The 17,475-nt window shown below is 69.3% G+C and carries 16 protein-coding genes and 2 pseudogenes; 7 read left to right on the top strand and 11 right to left on the bottom strand.

Translation table 11 applies throughout. The annotated features are described in order from the left end of the window. Nucleotides 1–55: 55 nt before the first annotated feature. On the bottom strand, nucleotides 56–280 hold the full coding sequence (locus tag QSK26_RS33030) for a hypothetical protein (protein ID WP_285779237.1): 225 nt from the start codon (nucleotides 278–280) through the stop codon (nucleotides 56–58). Nucleotides 281–819: 539 nt separating this feature from the next. Here QSK26_RS33030 and QSK26_RS33025 point away from each other — a divergent pair. After that, nucleotides 820–2,145, top strand: a complete 1,326-nt coding sequence (locus QSK26_RS33025) for a hemolysin family protein (protein ID WP_285779236.1) — start codon at nucleotides 820–822, stop codon at nucleotides 2,143–2,145. A gap of 156 nt (nucleotides 2,146–2,301) precedes the next feature. Here QSK26_RS33025 and QSK26_RS33020 read toward each other — a convergent pair whose 3' ends face one another. Then, entirely contained in the window at nucleotides 2,302–2,451 is a 150-nt protein-coding gene (locus QSK26_RS33020) for a hypothetical protein (RefSeq protein WP_285779235.1), read from the bottom strand. 112 nt (nucleotides 2,452–2,563) lie between these two features. Between QSK26_RS33020 and QSK26_RS33015 the strand changes: the two are divergent. Both QSK26_RS33015 and QSK26_RS33010 read left to right on the top strand, forming a co-directional pair. Beyond that, nucleotides 2,564–3,052: pseudogene (locus tag QSK26_RS33015) on the top strand (asparagine synthase-related protein); the annotation flags it as partial. A 56-nt stretch (nucleotides 3,053–3,108) separates the two neighbouring features. Further along, nucleotides 3,109–3,693, top strand: coding sequence for a dihydrofolate reductase family protein (locus QSK26_RS33010; protein ID WP_285779234.1), 585 nt, complete (start codon nucleotides 3,109–3,111; stop codon nucleotides 3,691–3,693). Between the two features lie 310 nt (nucleotides 3,694–4,003). On the opposite strand, the gene QSK26_RS33005 is transcribed toward QSK26_RS33010, so the two are convergent. The 3 genes from QSK26_RS33005 to QSK26_RS32995 form a co-directional block, all read right to left on the bottom strand. After that, complete coding sequence (locus QSK26_RS33005; protein ID WP_285779233.1) at nucleotides 4,004–5,011, bottom strand: RNA polymerase subunit sigma-70; 1,008 nt, start codon at nucleotides 5,009–5,011, stop codon at nucleotides 4,004–4,006. A 226-nt stretch (nucleotides 5,012–5,237) separates the two neighbouring features. Then, a complete protein-coding gene (locus QSK26_RS33000) occupies nucleotides 5,238–6,026 on the bottom strand; it encodes an SDR family NAD(P)-dependent oxidoreductase (protein WP_285779232.1) in 789 nt (262 codons plus the stop codon). 35 nt (nucleotides 6,027–6,061) lie between these two features. Beyond that, nucleotides 6,062–6,700, bottom strand: coding sequence for a GntR family transcriptional regulator (locus QSK26_RS32995; protein WP_285779231.1), 639 nt, complete (start codon nucleotides 6,698–6,700; stop codon nucleotides 6,062–6,064). Nucleotides 6,701–6,954: 254 nt separating this feature from the next. Between QSK26_RS32995 and QSK26_RS32990 the strand changes: the two genes are divergently transcribed. Beyond that, nucleotides 6,955–7,554, top strand: coding sequence for an MFS transporter (locus QSK26_RS32990; protein ID WP_285779230.1), 600 nt, complete (start codon nucleotides 6,955–6,957; stop codon nucleotides 7,552–7,554). 200 nt (nucleotides 7,555–7,754) lie between these two features. Here QSK26_RS32990 and QSK26_RS32985 read toward each other — a convergent pair whose 3' ends face one another. Further along, on the bottom strand, nucleotides 7,755–8,522 hold the full coding sequence (locus QSK26_RS32985) for a sensor histidine kinase (protein WP_285779229.1): 768 nt from the start codon (nucleotides 8,520–8,522) through the stop codon (nucleotides 7,755–7,757). A gap of 122 nt (nucleotides 8,523–8,644) precedes the next feature. Next, a complete protein-coding gene (locus QSK26_RS32980; RefSeq protein ID WP_285779228.1) occupies nucleotides 8,645–9,619 on the bottom strand; it encodes an LLM class flavin-dependent oxidoreductase in 975 nt (324 codons plus the stop codon). Nucleotides 9,620–10,180: 561 nt separating this feature from the next. Between QSK26_RS32980 and QSK26_RS32975 the strand changes: the two genes are divergently transcribed. Further along, nucleotides 10,181–12,484 (top strand): ATP-binding protein, encoded by a 2,304-nt coding sequence (locus QSK26_RS32975; RefSeq protein ID WP_285779227.1) that lies wholly within the window; start codon nucleotides 10,181–10,183, stop codon nucleotides 12,482–12,484. 22 nt (nucleotides 12,485–12,506) lie between these two features. Here the strand turns inward: QSK26_RS32975 and QSK26_RS32970 are convergent, their stop codons facing one another. The 3 genes from QSK26_RS32970 to QSK26_RS32960 form a co-directional block, all read right to left on the bottom strand. Next, nucleotides 12,507–13,595 carry an aromatic ring-hydroxylating oxygenase subunit alpha gene (locus tag QSK26_RS32970; protein ID WP_285779226.1) on the bottom strand — a complete coding sequence of 363 codons (1,089 nt, stop codon included), beginning with the start codon at nucleotides 13,593–13,595 and terminating at the stop codon, nucleotides 12,507–12,509. Nucleotides 13,596–13,965: 370 nt separating this feature from the next. Continuing rightward, nucleotides 13,966–14,430, bottom strand: a complete 465-nt coding sequence (locus QSK26_RS32965) for a hypothetical protein (RefSeq protein ID WP_285779225.1) — start codon at nucleotides 14,428–14,430, stop codon at nucleotides 13,966–13,968. Continuing rightward, complete coding sequence (locus QSK26_RS32960; RefSeq protein ID WP_285779224.1) at nucleotides 14,366–15,133, bottom strand: hypothetical protein; 768 nt, start codon at nucleotides 15,131–15,133, stop codon at nucleotides 14,366–14,368. Before QSK26_RS32960 ends, QSK26_RS32965 begins: the two co-directional genes overlap by 65 nt. A 301-nt stretch (nucleotides 15,134–15,434) precedes the next feature. Here QSK26_RS32960 and QSK26_RS32955 point away from each other — a divergent pair. Both QSK26_RS32955 and QSK26_RS32950 read left to right on the top strand, forming a co-directional pair. After that, nucleotides 15,435–15,533: pseudogene (locus QSK26_RS32955) on the top strand (TetR family transcriptional regulator); the annotation flags it as partial. A gap of 93 nt (nucleotides 15,534–15,626) precedes the next feature. Then, nucleotides 15,627–16,124: a TetR-like C-terminal domain-containing protein gene (locus QSK26_RS32950; RefSeq protein ID WP_285779268.1), complete on the top strand. Its 498-nt coding sequence runs from the start codon at nucleotides 15,627–15,629 to the stop codon at nucleotides 16,122–16,124. Nucleotides 16,125–16,635: 511 nt separating this feature from the next. Here QSK26_RS32950 and QSK26_RS32945 read toward each other — a convergent pair. After that, nucleotides 16,636–17,376 carry a VOC family protein gene (locus tag QSK26_RS32945; RefSeq protein ID WP_285779223.1) on the bottom strand — a complete coding sequence of 247 codons (741 nt, stop codon included), beginning with the start codon at nucleotides 17,374–17,376 and terminating at the stop codon, nucleotides 16,636–16,638. Nucleotides 17,377–17,475: the final 99 nt, after the last annotated feature.

Below are 17,475 nucleotides of genomic sequence, written 5' to 3'. Positions count from 1 at the left end.
AAGGGGCAGGCGCCCTGTCGGCGCCCGCCCCCTGATACGCGAAAGACCTGCTGGGCTACTTGGCCAGGTCAGCGAGGTCGACGATCGTGACCGCGGCGCGGACGGCCGCCAGACGGCCCAGGTCGCCGATGGTCTTGACGTCGAAGGCCTTCTCCAGCGCCTCGGCGTCGGCCTTGCTCACCCCGGCCAGCCCGGCGACCGGCGCGTCGAGAAGCGCCTGCAGCGAGGACTCCTCGTACGCCTTGTCGAGCAGCTTGTCCAGGTTGGCGGAAACCGCCATTGCGCACCTCCGTGTGCATTCACGATCAGGGTCAAGGGCCCGCTGACGCGGCCCCTTCAGGCATCCTTGCAGAAAAAATCGTGATTGATCATGACATGACCGAAACACTGCGTTGACAGAGGCGGCAAGGCAGCGGCGCCGGGAGCGGCAGGCTCGCGCAGCCCACTGCGGCCCCGGACCGCAGCAGTGCAGTGGCCTGATCAGGCGGGAACGTTCTTTCCCTCTCGGCCGTTGCTTTCCATGTCCTCTGCTCAGCGAGAGATGGAAGAGAGCGGCGAAGTCACCGTGGAGGTCTGCAGTACCGAGCCGGGCACCGGCCCGGCCCCCCTCCTGAACCGCTCATGCCGTCCGTGGCCGCCTGCGCGCCACCGCCATGAGGCCACCCATAAGATCACCGGTTTGACCGGTCGGCTGCCCGACCGCGTCGTGGGTCGATCCATCCCGGTGCCGTCGTATCAGCACCGGCCGGCCACAGCGCCGGCCGGTTTCCGTGTTTCCCCCGGCCCTGAGGCCGGCCCTGTTCGAGGAGTTCTTCTGCCGTGGACGGCTATTGGTTTCAGCTCGCCCTGGTCCTGGTCCTGGTCATCGTCAACGCGGTCTTCGCCGGGAGCGAGCTTGCGCTGATCACCCTGCGGGAAGGGCAGCTGCGCCGTCTGGAACAGCACAGCGCCGGCGGCCGGATCCTGGTACGCCTGGCCCGCGACCCCAGCCAGTTCCTGGCCACCATCCAGCTCGTCATCACCCTGTCGGGCTTTCTGGCCTCGGCCACCGCAGCGGTCACCTTGTCGGAACCGCTGGTACCGCTGCTGGGCTTTCTGGGCGCCGCCGCCGGCCCGGTGGCGATCATCCTGGTGACGATCGTGCTGACCTTCCTGACGCTGGTGTTCGGCGAGCTGGCGCCCAAGCGGGTGGCGATGCAGCGCGCCGAGTCCTGGGCGCTGCTGATGGCCCGGCCGCTGAGCCTGATCGCCACCGCCTCCCGGCCGGTGGTGTGGGCGCTGGCCAAGTCCACCGACCTGGCGGTGCGGCTGATGGGCGGCGACCCGGATCGCCACCGCGAGGAGATCAGCCCGGAGGAGATCCGCGACCTGGTCACCGCGCACCGCGGCTTCACCCCGGAACAGCGCCTGATCATCTCCGGCGCCGTGGAGATCACCGATCGGGTGCTGCGCGAGGTGCTGCTGCCCCGTCGCGAGGTGTTCACCCTGGCGGCCACCACCCCGGCCGCCGATGCGGGCCGGCTGCTGGCCGCCTCCGGGCACTCGCGCGCCCCGGTCGTGCGCAACGGCTCGCTGGATGACACCGTGGGCATCGCCCACCTGCGTGACCTGCTCACCGACGAGGCCGGCCGCACCGCCGCCGACCTGGCGCGTCCTGCGCTGCTGCTGCCCGACAGCCTGCCGGTCTCCGACGCGTTGCGCCGCTTCAAGAGCGAACGCCAGCAGTTCGCCCTGGTGATCGACGAGCACGGCGCAGCCGACGGCATCGTCACCCTGGAAGACCTCCTGGAGGAGGTCGTGGGCGAGATCTACGACGAGACCGACCGCGATGTGCTGGAGATCGTCCGGGAGGCCGACGGCGGCATGCTGCTGCCCGGCGGGTTCCCCCTGCACGACCTGCCCGACCTGGACGTCCACCTGCAGGACCGGTCCGATGGGGACTACACCACCGTCGCCGGCCTGATCCTGGCCCTGCTCGGCCGGGTCCCCACCGCCCCCGGCGAGCACGTCACCGCCGGGGACTGGCAGTTGACGGTGACCGCCGTGGAACGCCACGCCATCACCCAGGTCCACCTGCAGCCCCGCCCGGCCACCCCCGGCCCGCAGGAGCTTGACCCGTCGGTCGACCATCCTGCGGCAAACTGAGCCTGCCCCTGCAGCCCTGCCGACCGTCGTGCGGCCCGGTGCCCCGGGTATCCACATCCGTGCGGACGGTCACACATTAGCTGTTGTCACGCCCTCCGACCGGCCCTATTAGCCCCTTCGAGTTACTTGGTCTGTCCCCTAGTGGTCTGAGCCTTGTCAGGGCACCTTGGGTGTGGGTAAGGGCAGGGGCAGGATCTGGGTGTTCCGCGGCCTGATGAGCAGGTGCGGCAGGGGAGTGTGGCGGCAGCGGCGGCGTTCAGTGAGCACCTGGTCCAGCCAGGCATCGACGTGCGTGACACGGCGCATCAGCGTCCCGCCTCGGCGTGGGGATTGGGACGGCAGGCCGCGCCCGGGATGGTGCGCTCGCTGATCGCCGCGTGGGCCGGGCAGGGCCCAGGCCTCCGCCCGCGAACGCGACACCCGCCTGATCACCATCCGCAGAGAGGTGGACCACCGAGCTCACGACGACGCCGTCTGGGCGACCAAGGCCGCCGCCCACCTCGACGCCGGGCACCTGGTCACCGCCCCCGACGACCTGCCCGCCTGGTTCGCCGGCGTCGCCGAACCCATCGCCGAACCCATCGCCGAACCCATCGCCGGGCTGGACGAGCCGCTGCGCACCGTGAACTTCCTGCACGAGATCCGCGCTGTGGCAGCGCTGCCGGCTCGCCACGGCGCGACCGCGCACCTGACCGGGTACGGCGGAGACGAACTCACTTCGGTCACCGACTGCTACTTGCACGACCTGGCCCGGATCAGGCCGGCAGTGCTGTGGCCGCATCTGCGCCAGTGGTGTGCCCGGCGCCACGGGCCCCTGGCCGTCACCATGGCGGCCCTATCCCGACCGGCCGCCTGCCAGGCCGCACCTGAACCCCCGATCTGCGGACGCAGATCGCGCACCGATTAGGTTTCCGCGCCGCACCCGTCTGTACGTGTGAGATCGACTCACGGAAGGCTGGCACGATGCGGAAACTGATCTTCGGCATGAACGTGACCCTGGACGGCTACATTGCCGCGCCCGGCGACGACATCGGCTGGAGTGGGGGAGACGGGCCGGACTCGTCGCCGAGCGCCGAGCGGTTCCAGTGGTGGTACGACCAGATGCGGGCGAGCGATCTGTCGCTGTACGGGCGCAAGCTGTGGGAGACGATGAGCTCCTACTGGCCGACCGGCGACCAGCGGCCCGACGCTACCCCGGCGGAGATCGAGTTCGCGCGCCTCTGGCGGGACATGCCGAAGGTGGTGTTCTCCTCGACGATCGACAAGGTCGACTGGAACAGCCGCCTGGTCACCGGCGACGCGGTCGCCGAGATCGCCCGGCTCAGGGCCGAGGACGGCGGCCCGATGGACATCGGCGGCGCGACGCTCGCCGGGGCGGCCATGCGGGCCGGGCTGATCGACGAGTACGCGCTGGTCACCTTGCCGGTCCTGGTGGGTGGCGGCACGCCGTTCTTCACCGCGCTGGACAGCTGGGTGAACCTGAAGCTGGTCGAGACGCGGACGTTTCCCGGCGGCGTGGTGCTGACCCGATACGAGACGAGGCGATGAGCACGGGCCAAATGCTCGGCTCGTGAGGCCGGGTCGAAATCCTTCCTGGCGTGCCTCTTCTATGAGGGAACCTTCCCCGGCCCCCTGCGTTCCGAGTGAGCTGTTGACCGGCTCGCTGAAGATGAGGACGACGGCGTCGTTGATCGTGACGATGTCCTTCGGGCATAGGGATGCCCCGCCGGCAACGCCGGCGGGGCGGTGGTGTTCGCGTTGCCGCGTTGGTGTTCAGCTGGTCGGGGTGCTCATTCCGCGGTGACTTCGGTGACGCCGGTCCGTGCGCTGGACTCGTCGACGATGGGGACTTGTCTGATCAGAGCGTCGCGGGCAGGCCCAGCCATGGTTTGTCGGTGGCGTCGAATCCGGTGAGCTCGGCGATCTTCCCGTCGACGATGTGCAGGACCGCGATGGTGAACAAACGGTATTCCGGGTCGCCGGGGGTGCGGAGGTACAGCGCGGCGGCAGGCAGGCGGTTGACCGTCGTGGCGATGCAGCGCCAGTCGTCGTAGCCGCGCTGGAAGAGCCCAGCGGAGACCCAGCCGTCCAGCGCGTCCTTGGCCGTGACGATCAAGGTGCCCGGATCGGGCAGCATCGCGAAGCGCAGGTCGTCGCGCAGCAGGGCCATCAGCCCGTCGAGGTCGTTGCGCTCGTGGGCGTCGATGTACGACTTCACCACGTCGCGCTCGTCATCCGACAGCTCGTGGGTGGCAGGGCGCCGCCAGTCGAGGCGGCGGCCGGGCAGCTGCTCGCGCATCGTCACGCGCGCCCGCTGCAGTGCGCTGGTCACCGATGCGACGGTCAGATCGAGGGCGTCGGCGGCCTTCGGCGCCGGCCAGCCGAGGACGTCGCGCAGGATGAACACCGCCCGCTGCCGCGGCGGCAGGTGCTGCACGGCGACGATGAACGCCAGCTCGATCGTCTCCCGGGCCACCACCGATTCCTGCGGATCCTCCGGGAGCATCCGGTCCGGGTAGGGCTGCAGGTAGTGCACTTCCGAGCCCGCTCCCGGCAGCTCGGCAGGTACGGGTGTGCGGTCGTTGCGCTTCTCCAGGAAGTCGAGGCAGGCGTTCGTCGCGATCCGGTACAGCCAGGTCCGCAGCGCAGCGTGGCCCTTGAACGACTCCCGCTTGTTCCACACCCGCAGGAACGTCTCCTGCGTCATGTCCTGGGCGTCGTCGTAGTTCGCGAGCATCCGGTAGCAGTGCACCTGCAGCTCACGCCGGTAGGGCTCCGTGATGAGCGCGAGCTGTGCTGCGTCATTCGAGCGGGCCGCCGCGATGAACGCGGCCTCGTCGTCGCCTGGCAGTCTGGCGTCGGTCATGGTCGTCAATCCTTCCGCAGGTGGCGAGGGGCTACCAGAACTGACGACGTGGCGGAGTATTTCTGAGCGGTGAAGCCGTTCACACCGGGCCGTTCGTCAGGCCGGATGGGTCGGGTCGATCCAGGGGACATTCTCCGGGTCGGGCACACCCTCGATGTCGAGGTAGGGTCCCCGTCTTCCCGTGCGAGGGATGATCGTTTCCCGAACCGGGGGAGCTCGGTCGGCGTCAGTGGGCGGTCCAGCCGCCGTCGACGGGGAGGATCGCGCCGGTGATGTAGGACGCGGCAGGACCGGCCAGCAGCAGCGCGGCGGCGGTCAGCTCGGCGGGTTGGGCCCACCGGCCCGCGGGCACCTGGTGGTCGAGGAAGTCGCGTACGCGGGGGTCGTCGTCGGCGTCCTCGTTGAGCGGGGTGCGGAACGGGCCGGGCGCGAGTGCGTTGACGCAGATGCCGGTGCCGGCCAGTTCGGCAGCCAGGCTCCGGGTCAGCTGGACGACCGCGCCCTTGCTGGCGGCGTAGCCGGCCCGGCCTGCGGCACCCACGAGGCCGAGCGCGCTGGCCAGGGTGATGATGCGGCCGTATCCCGCGGCTCGCATGAGCGGGACGGCCGCCTGGCAGGCCAGGAAGGTCCCGACGACGTTGACCTCGAGGCAGCGCCGGAGCTGGGCCACGCCGAGCTCGCCGATGTCGCCTCTGGCCTGGATGCCCGCGCTGGTCACCAGGATGTCCAGGCGGCCGAATCGCTCGGCGACCTCACCCACCGCCCGGTGGACGCCGTCTTCGTCACTGACGTCGCACGCCAGCGCCGAGGCCGCCCGACCCGTGAGGGATGTGATCCGTGCTGCGGCGGCCCGCTCGCAGTCCTCCCGCCGCCGGCTGACGAGCGCGACCGTCGAGCCGGCCTCCGCGAGGGCGAGCGCGATGGCGCGGCCCAGACCGGAGGAACCTCCGGTGACGATGGCGACGTGTCCGTTCAGGTCGGTGCCGGTGCGATAGGCCGGAGTCTTTTCGGTCATGGCCTTCCTTTCCGAGCCGCGACCTACCAGGAGGGTCAGCGAGGGTTCTGACCGAGGTAGGCGGCTCCGTTGACCCAGTTCTGAACGAGCCATCGCGCTCCCTCGGTGAGGTCTCCCTCGCGGATCGCGGCGAGGATGCGGCGGTGTTCGTCGATGCTGCGCCGGGCGCGGTCCAAGCCGCCGAAATAGAGCACGTCGTAGCGCTTGAGCAGGGGCTTCGTCTGGGCGATGAGCCGCATGAGGTGGGCGTTGGCGCAGGCCGAGAGCAACAGGGCGTGCCAGCGGTCGTCGAGCGCGGCCAGCTCCTTACCCTGCTCCAGGGCGGCCCGCATCTCGTCGATCTGCTCCTCCAGCCGGTCGGCGAGTCCGAGCAGGTCCTGCGGCGCGGTCCACCGCAGGGCGAGGGCTTCCAACTCGCCCACCAGCGGATACAGCCTGCGGGCCTCGTCGACGTCCAAGGGCGGCACGCGGAAGCCACGCCGCGGCTCGGCGACCAGTAAACCGCGGTCGGTGAGCTCCACGAGCGCCTCCCGCAACGGCGTACGGCTGACCCCCAGCTCGGCCGCGAGGCGGACCTCGTTGACGCGCCCCTCCGCAGGCAGCCGACCGTCCAGGATGCGCGCGGTGACCTGCTCCGCGATGTCGCGCCGCAGCGGAGCCGTGACGTTGTCCATTCACTCCCTCGCTTGCATGCAATACCCAAGTATTGTATTCAGGTTATATGTTCTGTATGCAAGATGCCGCTCTGGGGATGACCAGCGTGTGACCCCTGATGGCCTGGGCCTTCTATGGATGAATTCGGTTGCATCGGGACTGCTGAGCTCGCTGGGGTATCTGCATGAGTGATGCCATTGAGCAGGTTCAACGGGCGAGGACAAGAAGAGACCGTACGATCACGCGACGTCCGGCTCCATGGCACAGGCTGGCGGTGCTCGGCGCTCTGATGCTGGCCGCCCTCACCTTCAACACTGCGGAGACGGCCGGGACCTTGTCCGCCACCGGGGCGTTCACGGGATACACCTACGTCGTGACGTTTCTGGGCGACGTGAGCGGGTTCTCCCCCGATGCGGTCAGCGTCCTGTTCGTGGTTTTCAGTGTCGCGTGTCTGGCCGGGGTGAGCATCACCGGGGCGTTGCTGGACCGCTTTCCGCAGTCCGCGTTGGTCACCGCCGTAGCCACGCAGGCGGTGGGCATGCTTGGCCTGTACGCGTTCGGCGTTCATCCGGTGACGACGGTGATGTTCCTTGTCCTGATGGGCGGTGCCCTCGGGCCGGTGTTCATGACCACGCAAAACGCGATGTTGCACTACGCGCCAGGCCGCACGGACATCGCCCTCGCAGCGAACTCGGGCGCCTACAACGCCGGCATCGCGGCGGGTGCGGCGCTTGGGGGACTGGTTCTGCCGCTCGCCGATGTGCGAAGTACCTTCCTCGCCGGCGGGCTGCTGACCGTCGGGTCGTGCGTGGTCCTACTCGGCGGTCAGCTGCCGCGTGGGCGCCGCCGTTCAGAACGCTCAACACGCCGATGAGGGTCGCCAGCTCCTATCCGCCGGCCATTACAAGGCGGCAGGGTCTCGCCGGGCGCGGCTGGGGTCTGTGTCCAGTCCGGCGCGTCGCGCCGTGATGCCCGCGGCGACGCCTGCCGCCAGTGGACACCGGTACCCGGCCCGACACCCTGACCACGACGCCGGGGCGGCGGGAAACCACGCCGGCGACGGGCGGGCGCCCGCTAAACGCCTTCGGCCAGGGGGAGGCGCAGGACGAAGCGTGCGCCGCCCGTCTCCGACTTGGTCAGTCCGATGGTCCCGTCGCAGGCGCCGGCGACGCCGTGGACGATCGCCAGGCCGAGGCCGGGGCCGCCCTTGTCGCGGCAGCGGGCGGTGTCCAGGCGGGAGAAGCGTTCGAAGACGCGTTCCCTGTCCGCTTCGGCGATGCCGGCGCCGTCGTCGGTCACCACGAGTTCGGCGTATCCCTCGTCGCGGTGCAGCTCCACCGTCACGACGCGTTCCGCATGCCGTTGGGCGTTGTCCAGCAGGTTGGTGAGAGCGCAGACGAGTTGATCGCCGACAGCGTCGATCATCAGGCGAGGACTCAGCCTGAGCCGCACGGGCAGCCTGTCGACACGCTGGGAGACCGTCGAACGGATCAGATGCGACAGGTCCAGCCTCCTCAGCACCGGCGGCCGTCCCTCGTCGATCCTGGCCAGCAGGAGCAGATCGCCGATGATGGCCTGCAAACGGTCCACATCGTCCAGGGCGCGATCGAGTAGATCCTTGAGATCGGTCTCCTCGGGGTGCAGCCGGGCCTCTTCCAGGCGGGCCCGGATGGCCGCCACCGGGGTGAACAACTCGTGCGAGGCATCGGAGACGAACTGCCGCTGACGGGCACTCGCCCGCTCAGCGCAGCCGTGGGCGTCCTCCAGCTCGCACGCCCTCACCTCCGTCCTGCGCAGATCTGAGGTGTACGCGGATGGAGACTGGGTCGAAGGCCGCTTCATGGCATACCTCCCTCTGGCAGATGTTCCCGACTCCACCCAAAATGCCGATCACCCCAATCCGGACAAAGGGGGAAAATACCCGTATCACTACCTACTCCCCGCCCAGCGACCCCTGCCCGGCACTAACCCGTGATGGCGGGAGCCACCTGGGTGGCGAACGTGCGCAGGCACTTCTCGGCGAGTTCGAACGGCACACCCGGGAGCGCCGGCCAGATGACGATCTCATCGAACGGGAAGACCTCCCGAAGCGCGGACAACCGCTCCGCGACCTCGTCCGGCCGCCCGGCGAACACCCGCCTGCGCACCTCGTCCAGATCCCACGACGGCTGCCGGAGGAACGCCGGCAGATCCTCCTCGCCGCCCCCGGCCCACTCGGCATACATGACCTGCTGGTAGCGGAACGCGGCGCCCACGTGCTCGCGCCATTCCCGCTCCCAGTCGTCGGAGGCCCAGACCGTCACGCTCAGCGCAAGGCGGAAGTCGCCGGGCGTGCGACCGTGACGCTCCATGGCCGGAGCGATCCGCTCGTTCCAGAGCTGGGGGACCTCCACCTCGGCGTCTACCAGGCTGTAGGAGAGATGCCCGTCCGCGAGGCGCGCCGCCCGGTCGACGGCCGGCTTGGCCAGCCCTCCCACGATCAGCGGCACCGGCCGCTGGACCGGACCGACACTGATCGGGTACTGCTCGGAGGACGGCTCCCCCGACAGCGCCCGCCGGAGATAGGACAGGCCGTCCTCCATCGACCGCGCCCGATCCTCCAGACGCCGGTGGAATATCCGGAACTCGTGCGGGTTCAGACCGGCACCGACCCCGAGCGTCAGGCGGCCGTTCGAGAGCACGTCCAGGACGCCCGCCTCCTCCGCGACGCGGCGGGGGTCCGTGAGGGTCAGCAGATGGACGCCCGTGCCCAGGCGGATCGTGCTCGTCTCACGGGCGAAAGCGCTGAGCGCGATCAGCGGAGCCGGAAGATATCCGTCGTCCACATGCTGTTCGGTGGCCCACACCGTTCGATATCCGAGCCGCTCGGCCAGGCGTACGAGCCCGATCACCCGATCGTAGTGGGCCGGAGTGGGCGGCAGGCCCGGCGCGGCTCTCATGTCCGTGTACATGCTGTAAGCGATCAACGATCCGTCCAACCACTGATGCGGTGTCGACGCCGAGGTCACCTGGCGGCGGCGACCAGGTCCTCGCGGTCGTACACAGCCTTCCCCGATGCGATGAAGGGACTCCCCGGGAAGAGGTCGTCCCCCGGGTGCCGCCCGTCCGGCACCGGGAGAACCACGGCGCCGGAGCGGGTACATCCGGCTTCTTCAGCCCGGAGATCACCGGGGGACACTGGAGGCCGGGGATTTCTCCCCTGATCTCGCGCCGCCGGGCCGTCCAGACTGTTCGGCGAGCGCGGGGGCTCTGCCATGGGCGCCTTGCGCCGGCATCGAGGGACACACCTCATCGAGACCAGCAGTGCCCGCCGGTACCAGGGAACACCGGGGCACCAGCCGTAGCAAGGGTGGTGCCCCTTCTCGTTCCCTGCCAGACCGCCACAAGACCTGACATCTGGCCCGAACTATGTTGGATGGGTACTCCCCTGACGGTCGTGTCACCGGTCCAGTCGATCAGGAGGTGACGAACCCGTGGCTGACGTTCAACGATCGAGTCTTGTGCTTCCCGCTGAACTGACCCCGTTCATCGGCCGCCGGGAAGAGGTCGCCGACGTCCGCCGCCTGCTGGAGTCGAGCCGGTTGCTGACCCTGACGGGCCCCGGCGGCATCGGCAAGACGCGGCTGGCCACGCATACGGCACGGGCGAAGCACCGGGCGTTTCCCGGCGGTCTCTGGCTGGTCGACCTCAGCACGCTGACGGACCCGAGTCTCCTGCCACAGACGGTGTCCGCGGCGATGGGCCTGCCCGACGTGTCCACCACGTCGCGGACGGAGGCGCTGATCGACCACCTGGCGGACCGGAACGGGCTGCTGATCCTGGACAACTGCGAGCACCTGGTCGACAGCTCCGCGCTTCTCGCCCGCACCCTGCTCCAGGCGTCGGAGAACCTGCGGATCCTCGCCACCAGCCGCCAGGCGCTCGGTGTGGAGGGCGAGCAGATTTTCCAGGTCCCATCGCTCACGGTGCCGCCCGAATCGACGGATGCGGAGCCCCCCGAGATCCTGCTGCGCTACGAATCCGTCAACCTGTTCGTGAGCCGCGCACAGGCGGTCTTTCCCGGTTTCCGGTTGGACGCCGGGACAGGCCCGCCGGTCGCGCGTCTTTGCCGCGATCTGGAGGGGATCCCGCTCGCCATCGAGCTGGCCGCGGTGCGCATGCGGTCCCTGTCCGTGGAGCAGATCGTCGCCCGTCTCGGCGACCGGTTCAAGCTGCTGACCATCGGGCACCGGGGCCGCGAGACCCGGCAGACCTCGCTCACGGCCATGGTCGAGTGGAGCCATGACCTGCTGGATCCGCCCGACCGCACGCTGTGGGCGAGGCTGACCGTCTTCGCCGGCGGCTTCGACCTCGCGGCGACGGAGGCGGTGTGCTGTGACGACGACCTCCCTGCCGAGTCGCTGCTGGACCGCCTGGACAGCCTCGTCGAGAAGTCGATCGTGATCCGGGACGATGACGGCCCGGGTGACCGTTACCGCATGCTCGACACGTTGCGGCAGTTCGGCCGGGCCCGTCTGGAGGAGTCGGGCGAGCTCGAAACGATCAGGGCGCGACACCGCGACTGGTGCGGAGCGCTCGCCGCCCGTGCGGCGATCGGGTGGGCGCAGTCGGAACAGCGGCATTGGAGCCGGCGGCTCCAGTCCGAGCGGCACAACATCCGGGCCGCGATCGAATACTGCCTGACCACCCCGGACAAAGCCATCACCGGCCTGTATCTCGCCACGGACCTCTGGCCCTTCTGGCTGGTCCACGCGGTGAGCGAGGGCAGACGCCATGTGGAGCGCCTGCTGACCGCCCTACCGGAGGGCGCCGAGGCGGACGCGGCCAGAGTCCGCGGGCTGTGGCTGGCGGGCTGGCTCGCGTTCTACCAGGGAGACATTCGAGCCGCCCGCCGCCACGGCCAGGAGAGCCGTGCCCTGGCCGAGCGACTCGGCGACGACCGCAGCCGGGCGTACGCGACCTACGTCCAGGGCCTCACCGCCACCTGCGACCACGACTTCCCCAAGGCCAAGGCCTTGCTGAGCGCGGCACGTGATCACTACGACGCGCTGGGCGATCTACCGGGACGCTGGCTCGTCACCTCGGACCTGGCCGGCGTGCTCGGGGTGCTGGGCGAGATCGACGCGGGCGTGGCACTGTGCGTTTCGGCGATCGAGGAGTGCGTCCGGCGGGGCGCGCGGTGGAACCTGTCGTACCTCATGTGGATCCTCGCCGATCTGCGGCGTATGCAAGGCGATCTCGACGAGGCCACCCGCCTGCTCAAGGAGATCCTTGAGATCAATCGCGAGTTCGACGACCCGACCGTCGTCGGCGCGTGCCTGGAGTCGCTGTCCTGGATAGCGCGCGGGCGGAAGGACGCGGACTCGGTGGCCTGGCTGTTGGGCTCGGCGCATGCCACGTGGGGCAAGGCGGGCATCTCCCTGCTGCAATACGCCGCGTGGGGAGAGGCACATGAGGACGCCCGGGAGTACGCGCGCGCGTCGCTGGGCGAGACGGCGTTCGAGGAGACCTACCAGCGGGGCGCCCGGATGACACCCGACGCCGCGATCGACCACGTCCTCAAGAAGGGAATGAGGGCGGCGCCGTATGACTCGCACCACGCGGCGAACGCCGAGGAGCTCACCCCCCGGGAGCTGGAGATCGCGGAGCTGATCAGCGAGGGTCTGACCAACAAGAAGATCGCGCAACGACTCGTCATCGCCCAGCGCACGGCCGAAGGGCACGTCGAGCGGATCCTGCGGAAGCTCGGCTGCACCTCCCGGGCGCAGGTGGCGGCGTGGTGGATGTCGCGCACCGCGTCGTAGGACCCGCCCACGCGAAGGGCGGCTACCAGGTCGCGGCTTCTTCGGCACCGCCGGCCATGCGGTGGACGTACCAGCGGTGGAAGGCCCACACGGGCAGCTCACGCTGGTTGTAGGGGCCCGGGACATAGTCGCCGGAGTTCATCGACTCCTGTACGGGCCGGGTGCACATCGCATCCTCCCCTTGCACCAGGTCGGCGAAATCCTCCTGCGCCTTCTTGAACCTCGCGTAGTTCGGCGACGCCTTGGCCTCCTGATGGGTCATGTACGCCCAGGTGAACGTCGACTCCTGCGGGCCGTGTGGCAGGGTGATGTAGGTCTGCAGGCCGTCGAGCGTCTGGTTCATGATGAGATTCGGGTGAACGGCCCAGAACACGAACTTCTCCGCGGCCCAGGACGGCAGACCGGGAAGAGCGGGGACGACGGCGTCGGCGGCGAACAGCCCGTCGGCCGCGGGGGCGAACGGAAGATGGATCTCCGCGTAGTTCCGGCCGTCCCCCGGTGCGCCATAGCTGACGCGGGTCGGCAGCGGGTCCTCCAGCGAGGCGCGATGCGTGCCGAGGATGTGGTAGCTCTCGATGCCGTTCTCGTACATGATCTTCCAGTTCCAGGCGCACGGATACGGCCGCTCGTACACGGGTTCCAGGCTCCCGGCGTTCCAGGGTTCGAGGATCGAACTCAGCTCGGACAGCTGCTCGTGCAGGTCGGGCGCGTCCTGCCTGAGGTTGACGAAGACGATGCCCTGCCACACGGCCGTGCGCACCTCGGGGAGCCTGATGCCGCCGTCCCTCAGCTCAGGCATCTCGGGCGCGTGCACGAGCGCGCCCGACAGGTCGTACGCCCACCGGTGGTACCCGCACTGGAACCTCGTCCTGTTGCCCTCGCCCAGGGCGACCTGCATTCCACGATGCCGGCAGACGTTGCTGTAGCACCGGATCTCACCCTCGGAGTCGCGAACGAACAGCAGGGCTTCCCGGTGAGTTCGAAGGCGAGGAAGTCGCCGGGACGGGAAAGCCTGGCCGCGTGGAACACCGCGACCCACTCGCGGCGGAAGATGTTCGCCATCTCCGCGTCGTAGATCGTCTGATCGTGGTAGATGCGACCGGGCAGGCATCGGGCCCGGTCAAGAGGCTGGACCGTCGCCGCGCATCGCGTCACCCCCCCCGATGTAACGGGAGAAATCCCCCGAGGGATACCTGACTCCCCTCACCGTCCGCACCATTTGACGTCGCGGGCCGATGCCCGTCAGCGCCGACGCATCTGCCGACGGCGCACTCGTCGACGTCTCTGTTCGCGACAGGGGGTGTGTCGCGCCGCGCCTCAAGATGAGCGGGGCCGCCTGCACGACGTGCTGACGATGGCTCAGCTCGCGGCATCCCGCACCTCCGGAGATCTGGTGGGCTTCCGTGTCGCCAGGGTGCCCCGCGAGGAAATCGTTTCCCCGCGCGACAGACCGGCGGGCGGCGTGTCCAACGGACGGGTACCTATTCTCCGGAGGCAGAGGATTCAGGGATGGAGGATTGGACGACCCTCGGGTCGTCTACCGGCAGGCAAGCGGCTACGGGACCGTCTGCAACCTTGAAGTCCCACCCGCCCTCCGTATCGACGGAGCCCGCGAAGGTCATCACCAGAGTCTGGCCGGCCCTGATCTGGTCAGCGTGGAGAGTGAAAGAGAGCGCGTCCGAGCTGGATTTCCATGTAGTCAGATTCTTGGTCTCCTCCTGCGGCCGGTACCGGGCGCGTGGCTCTTTGCACGTCTTTCCGGCAGGCAAGAGATCCACCACCGTCGGTACGCCGGAGGCGCGCAGGTCCTCCTCCAGTCTCCTGTTGAAGTCCTTGGTATAGAACCGGTCCCTGAACTCGATGGTGATCGTGCCGTCAGGGTTATTGGTCACGGCGTAGGCGGGCGCTTCGGATCCGATCAGTGTCGGCGCGACCAGGTTCGCCACGACGGCCGTCACCGCCACGGCGCCGCCCAGCGCGAGGAGTCGTCCGCTCAGTCCTGACAGTCCCGGCGTTCGAGCAATCGCCGGGCGCGACCCGTACGGCGTCGAGGTCGCGAGCGGTGCCGGCCTGGTCCATGTGCGCGACCAGGGATCCGTTGCGGCGCACGCAGTCTTGCCCGAGCGTGCGGTTATGGGCGACAAGCTTGTCGAAAGCTGCCTTGCTCTGGGGGAAGTAGCTGATACCGGCGGGCTTCAGCGGTTCCGCGCAGCGGATGGGCGTGCTGTGTCCGACGCCGCGGTTGTCGACGGCGACGAGGTCGAATCGCCGGGGCATCGCCCCACCGATCTGTGTCAAACCTTCCAGGGCGTACCGGAACTGCTCGATCGCCGACAGGCCGCGCCCGTTGTTGATCAGCAGCGTGCCGATGCGGTGTGCGGGGTCGAGCGCGGGCTGGCGGACCAGCGCGAGCGTGAGGTGAGCGCCGCGAGGCTGCGACCAGTCCATGGGAACTCGAATCGTGCCGCACTGCTTGCCGGTGAAAGCGGGATCGGTGCAGGCCTCCCACTTGAGTTGGTGCGTTGGGTGCTGCCGCTCGGCCGGCACCGCGGCCGCGGCCGCGGGTGTCGCCAATGTGGCTGCCACCGCGGCGGCAAGCACCCATTGCCGGCGCCGACGAAGCCGGCTCATCTGATCGTTTCGGAACACTTTCGTTGTCTCCCTTATGGATTTCCCGGCTGACCGTGCCGTCGAATTCCCCGTACGAAATGACGACCGATGCGGTCGGCGTGCGTGGCCCGCGCCGCCGAGCGCTTGGGCATGCTGGAGAACGCCTGGATATGACCGGTCGGTGATGGCGACGCCAGGCTAAGAGCGGCCGCCCTGGCCGTAGCAGTGCTAGATTTTCTTGACACGGTCAAGGAGGAGACGCGGGCCGTGACGAGCCAGCGATCGGTGCGCGAGCGGCGCCGCGCCACGGCGTTGGCCGAGATCCGCGACGGCGCGGCGGCATGTGGCCGCCCAGGGCGCCGCCGCCCTGTCTCTGCGTGCCGTCGCCCGCGAGCTGGGCATGACCGTTCAGGCGCTGTATCACTACTTCCCCAGCAAAGGCCACCTGCTGACGCCGCTGATCGTGGAGGCGTACGAGGGGCTCGCCGCGGCCGCCGAGGCCGGCGCCGGGCACGGCCGGGGATCAACCGCCATGCTCGTCGCCGCCGAGGGCTACCGCGGGTGGGCACTGGAGAACGTCCAGCTGTTCCACCTCATCTACGGGACGCCGCTGCCCAACTACCAGGCTGCCCCGAACGGCCCCACGACGTCCGCGGCGCGACGGATCAGCGCCGTGTTCCACCGCGCCCTGTTCGACGGCTACACCGCCGACCAACTGGCCCGCGCCGACGCGCCCGACCTCAGCCCCGCGCTGCGCCGGCACCTGGAGAGCCTGCCCGGGCAGGAGGAGCTCGGGGTCCTTCCCGCCCCGGCGGCTGCCCTCTTCATCAGCGCGTGGGGGCACATGCACGGCCTGGTGGTGCTCGAGGTCTTCGGCCACCTGTCGTTCGTCGGCGCCGGGCAGTCGGAGATCTTCCACATGGCGATGCGCAATCTCGAAGAAGACATCCGGCGGCGTGTGCCGTCGGAGCGCAAGAGACCTCTCGCTGAGAACGTGCCGCAGGACTCCTTCGTCCAGAAGGACCACTGAGGCACCCGGCGCCCGCGTTGGGACTCGGCGAGGGCGGGAAACGCCACCGTGAAGGCGGCGCCGCGGCCCGGGGACGTACGCAGGTCGAGCCGGCCGCCGTGCGCCGTCACCAGTGAGCGGGCTATGGCGAGGCCGCCTGGCCCGCGAACACCGGCGCGAAGGCGCCGATGCGGGAGGTGGCCGACGCCGTGCGACCGGCTGGCCGGGCGTAGGACAACAAACCCACGCCAGGTCCGCGCGGATGCAGATGACCTGCCGGCAATCAAAAACCCCCGTGGGTCGAACAGCTCAAACAGGCTGTTGGTACCGACAGCGAGATCGCGTGGCTCAAGATCGGGGCAGCCTGCCTGTGGCCACGCTGGCCCGCCAGGACGGCACCCTGTTCACCCGCAACCGCGTCGTCGAGCCGCGGACCTGCCGCGGCTGGGGCGACCCGGACCGGCGGGACTCGACGCCCGCTGAGCCGTTGGCGGCATCATCCGATGGGAGTTCACTTGAGTAGGGCTCCGCGTCAGGCCGGGGCGAGGACGCAGAATTCGTTGCCCTCCGGGTCGGCGAGGACGGTCCATGGCACGTCGCCCTGGCCGAGATCGATGTCGGTGGCGCCGAGAGCCCGCAGCCGGGCCACCTCCGCCGCTTGATCGTCACCGGGGTACGGCAGCAGGTCAAGATGGACGCGCTCCGGCACGGTCTTCTCGCCGGGCGTGCGGACGAACTCCAGATACCGGCCGACACCCTTGGCGGAGCGCAGCACCGCGTGATCGTCGGTCACCTCGTGCAGGGTCCAGTCGATCGCCTCGTCCCAGAACCGGGCCATGGCCCGCGGATCCGCACAGTCGACCACCACCCGGGCGATCGGGCCGGTGTCCCGGTAGATCTCCCGAGGCTCCAGCACGCAGAACTCGTTGCCCTCCGGGTCGGCGAGGACCGTCCACGGCACTTTGCCCTGGCCCACGTGGGCGGGAGTCGCACCGAGAGCCTGGAGGAGCGCGGCCAACTCAGCCTGATGGGCCGCAGAGGTGGTGGCGAGATCGAGGTGCACACGGTTCTTCGTTGTCGCCTTGGGTTCCGGCACGGGAACGATGTCGATGCCGACGGCGACCGGGTCCGGCCAGACGAGGCCGCCGGCGGGTCCGACGTAGGTGGTCGCGCCGGGGCTGTAAGCACACCAGCCGAGCGCCTCCGCCCAGAACCGGCCGACCGCCGAGTGATCAAGAGCCTTGATGTTCACCATAACGGGTCGCAGTGCCATGTCGGCGATCCTATGCACCCGCTCTACAACGGGTGCCATGCTGGCAGGAGTCGTTGATCAAGTGATCTGTACTCGACACCACGTCCCCTGTGGGGGTCA

The sequence above is a fragment of the Microtetraspora sp. NBRC 13810 genome (assembly GCF_030268685.1).
GTDB lineage: Bacteria > Actinomycetota > Actinomycetes > Streptosporangiales > Streptosporangiaceae > BSRQ01.
This window is presented reverse-complemented; position numbering and strand designations above follow the sequence as displayed.